This is a genomic window from Ruminococcus sp. YE71 (genome assembly GCF_900119155.1).
Classification (GTDB): domain Bacteria; phylum Bacillota; class Clostridia; order Oscillospirales; family Ruminococcaceae; genus YE71.
This window is the reverse complement of sequence record NZ_FPIR01000043.1, coordinates 1-4104: the sequence shown is the minus strand read 5'-3', so window position 1 is coordinate 4104 and position 4104 is coordinate 1. Positions and strand designations below refer to the sequence as shown.

The window sequence follows — 4104 nt, the reverse complement described above, 5'->3', positions numbered from 1 at the left end:
AATACCGAAATCCAATATTAGGCTACAGTAAAGCTCCATGGGGTCTTTCCGTCTAGTCGCGGGTAACCGGCATCTTCACCGGTACTACAATTTCGCCGGGCGGGTTGTTGAGACAGTGCCCAGATCATTACGCCATTCGTGCGGGTCAGAACTTACCTGACAAGGAATTTCGCTACCTTAGGACCGTTATAGTTACGGCCGCCGTTTACCGGGGCTTCAATTCAATGCTCTCACATCTCCTCTTAACCTTCCGGCACCGGGCAGGCGTCAGCCCCTATACGTCATCTTTCGATTTAGCAGAGACCTGTGTTTTTGATAAACAGTTGCCTGGGCCTATTCTCTGCGACCTGATTTCTCAGGCACCCCTTATTCCGAAGTTACGGGGTCAACTTGCCGAGTTCCTTAACAACCCTTCTCCCGTTGGCCTTAGAATCCTCTTCCTATCCACCTGTGTCGGTTTGCGGTACGGGCGCCTTAGCATACCGCGCAGCTTTTCTTGTCTCACTCCATAAATACTTCCCTACTAACTTTCGGTCCCTTACGACCGGGTGAACCATCCCCCGGCTTATTCACTTCATGAGCGTCCCTGCGCTTAAGTTTCGGCGGCTACGGAATCTCAACCGTATGTGCATCGGCTACGCATTTAAGCCTCACCTTAGCTCCCGGCTTACCCGGAGCGGACGAACCTTCCTCCGGAAACCTTAGATTTTCGGCCATTATGATTCTCACATAATTCTCGCTACTCATTCCGGCATTCTCACTTCAATGCAGTCCACCAGCGCTTCCGCTCTGACTTCACCCCGCATTGAACGCTCTCCTACCACTAATGTTACCATCAGTCCTAAGCTTCGGTATACGTTTTAGCCCCGTTGAATTTTCGGCGCAGAGTCACTCGACCAGTGAGCTATTACGCACTCTTTTAATGTATGGCTGCTTCTAAGCCAACATCCTGGTTGTTTATGCAACTCCACATCCTTTTCCACTTAAACGTATTTAGGGACCTTAGCTGTAGATCTGGGCTCTTTCCCTTTTGACAACGAAACTTATCTCACGCTGTCTGACTCCCACTCATCAATTATCCGGCCTTCTTAGTTTGATAAGGTTCGGTAATCTCTCGACCCCTAGCCTATTCAGTGCTTTACATCCGGTAATCTAAAGTGAGGCTAGCCCTAAAGCTATTTCGGAGAGAACCAGCTATATCCGAGTTCGATTGGAATTTCTCCGCTACCCACACCTCATCGCCGGTCTTTTCAACGAACGTGCGTTCGGCCCTCCATAGCGTTTTACCGCCACTTCAGCCTGGACATGGGTAGGTCACTCGGTTTCGGGTCTATTGCATACGACTATACGCCCTATTCAGACTCGCTCTCGCTTCGGCTCCGTACCTTAAGTACTTAACCTCGCCGCATACAATAACTCGCCGGACCATTCTACAATAGGTACCCGATCACACTTTGACGTGCTCTCGGTGCTTGTAAGCACAGGGTTTCAGGTTCTATTTCACTCCCCTCCCGGGGTTCTTTTCACCGTTCCTTCACAGTACTATTCGCTATCGGTCATCAGGTAGTATTTAGGCTTAGAGGGTGGTCCCCCTGTTTTCCCACGGGGTTTCACGTGTCCCGCGGTACTCCGGATACAGCTCGCCAATTCATCTTGTCGCTTACATGACTCTCACATTCTTTGGTATGTCTTCCCATACATTTCAGCTAAGACTCATTGATGCTAAATGCTGTCCAAAACCCCAAAAGTATTGCTACTCTTGGTTTAGCCTCTTCCGCTTTCGCTCGCCACTACTCACAGAATCTCGGTTGATTTCTTTTCCTCGCCCTACTTAGATGTTTCAGTTCAGGCGGTTCCCCTCATACAGCTATGTATTCACTGTATGATGCATGAGCTTCACCCATGCGGATTGCTCCATTCGGATATCTGCGGATCAATTCATGCTTGCTGATCCCCGCAGCTTTTCGCAGCTTACCACGTCCTTCATCGGCTCCTGATGCCAAGGCATTCTCCCTGCGCTCTTATTAGCTTAACCATTTGAATTATGATACAAATCCTCAAGTTTACAGAAAATAAGCATTTTTATACTCATTTTTCCCTTTAGCAATAATTGCAGTTTATACCCGACTTAGATTTATTTTAAAAATCTTTGTCGCATATTTCCTCATTTGCATTACTTTAATTTCCTATTCGATTTTCAAGCTGCAACGTCTGAGCTTTTCACTCAAACTCAAATATTCCGGTTCGCGTCAGCGAATCAAATGCGTTCAGCATTTGAAGGAATATTTGCTGCGATCTCAAAATCTGTGATTTTGAGATCCGATGGGCACAAATGGACTCGAACCATCGACCTCACGCTTATCAGGCGTGCGCTCTAACCACCTGAGCTATGCGCCCAAAATGATTACCTTCTGCATGAATTTGTTCATGCGGTTCGTTTCTCCTCGTTCCCAATGGTGGAGATGAGGAGGATCGAACTCCTGACCCCCTGCGTGCAAGGCAGGTGCTCTCCCAGCTGAGCTACACCCCCATAAGTAGTAGGGTACTCGGTTATCCTTTTGTGTTTGTAAAGATACTGTCGAGCTTTCGCTCTTCCAGCACCCTCAAAATTGAACAGCTAATCTTACTCAACCTTTGGTTGACCTTGGAGTTTTGCATGATTTTTCTGTCATGCGGTTCTCCTTAGAAAGGAGGTGATCCAGCCGCACCTTCCGATACGGCTACCTTGTTACGACTTCACCCCAGTCATCGATCCCACCTTCGGCAGCGCCCTCCTTGCGGTTAGGCTACTGACTTCGGGTGTTACCAACTCCCATGGTGTGACGGGCGGTGTGTACAAGGCCCGGGAACGTATTCACCGCAGCATGCTGATCTGCGATTACTAGCAATTCCGACTTCATGTAGGCGGGTTGCAGCCTACAATCCGAACTAAGACTGCTTTTGGGGATTTGCTCCACCTCGCGGCTTCGCTTCCCTCTGTTAACAGCCATTGTAGTACGTGTGAGGCCCAGGTCATAAGGGGCATGATGATTTGACGTCATCCCCACCTTCCTCCGTTTTGTCAACGGCAGTCCTGCTAGAGTGCTCTTGCGTAGCAACTAACAGTAAGGGTTGCGCTCGTTGCGGGACTTAACCCAACATCTCACGACACGAGCTGACGACAACCATGCACCACCTGTCTATACGTCCCGAAGGACTTCATGTATCTCTACACTATGCGTACGATGTCAAGACCTGGTAAGGTTCTTCGCGTTGCTTCGAATTAATCCACATACTCCACTGCTTGTGCGGGCCCCCGTCAATTCCTTTGAGTTTCAGTCTTGCGACCGTACTCCCCAGGTGGATTACTTATTGTGTTAACTGCGGCACGGAAGGGGTCAATCCCCCCACACCTAGTAATCATCGTTTACGGCGTGGACTACCAGGGTATCTAATCCTGTTTGCTCCCCACGCTTTCGAGCCTCAGCGTCAGTTAAAGCCCAGTAAGCCGCCTTCGCCACTGATGTTCCTCCCAATATCTACGCATTTCACCGCTACACTGGGAATTCCGCTTACCTCTACTTCACTCAAGAACTACAGTTTCAAATGCAGGTCAGGGGTTGAGCCCCTACATTTCACATCTGACTTGCAGTCCCGCCTACACTCCCTTTACACCCAGTAATTCCGGACAACGCTCGCTCCCTACGTATTACCGCGGCTGCTGGCACGTAGTTAGCCGGAGCTTTCTGAACAGGTACCGTCATTATCGTCCCTGTCAACAGAGGTTTACAATCCGAAAACCTTCTTCCCTCACGCGGCATCGCTGCATCAGGCTTGCGCCCATTGTGCAATATTCCCCACTGCTGCCTCCCGTAGGAGTCTGGGCCGTGTCTCAGTCCCAATGTGGCCGTTCAACCTCTCAGTCCGGCTACTGATCGTCGCCTTGGTGGGCCGTTACCTCACCAACTAGCTAATCAGACGCGAGCTCATCTTTAAGCGATAAATCTTTGATATCAAAGTCATGCGGCTTCGATATGTTATGCGGTATTACCGACCGTTTCCAGTCGTTATTCCCCTCTTAAAGGCAGATTGCTCACGTGTTACTCACCCGTCCGCCACTGATCC

The 4104-nt window shown here is 49.6% G+C and carries 2 tRNA genes and 2 rRNA genes; all 4 read right to left on the bottom strand.

Going from position 1 to position 4104, the window contains the following annotated elements:
* Positions 1-2035, bottom strand: a 23S ribosomal RNA gene (locus tag BT142_RS18370); the annotation flags it as partial.
* A gap of 288 nt (positions 2036-2323) precedes the next feature.
* Positions 2324-2397, bottom strand: a tRNA-Ile gene (locus BT142_RS18365).
* A 57-nt stretch (positions 2398-2454) separates the two neighbouring features.
* Positions 2455-2530: transfer RNA gene (locus BT142_RS18360), tRNA-Ala, on the bottom strand.
* Positions 2531-2686: 156 nt separating this feature from the next.
* Positions 2687-4104: ribosomal RNA gene (locus tag BT142_RS18355) — 16S ribosomal RNA — on the bottom strand; the annotation flags it as partial.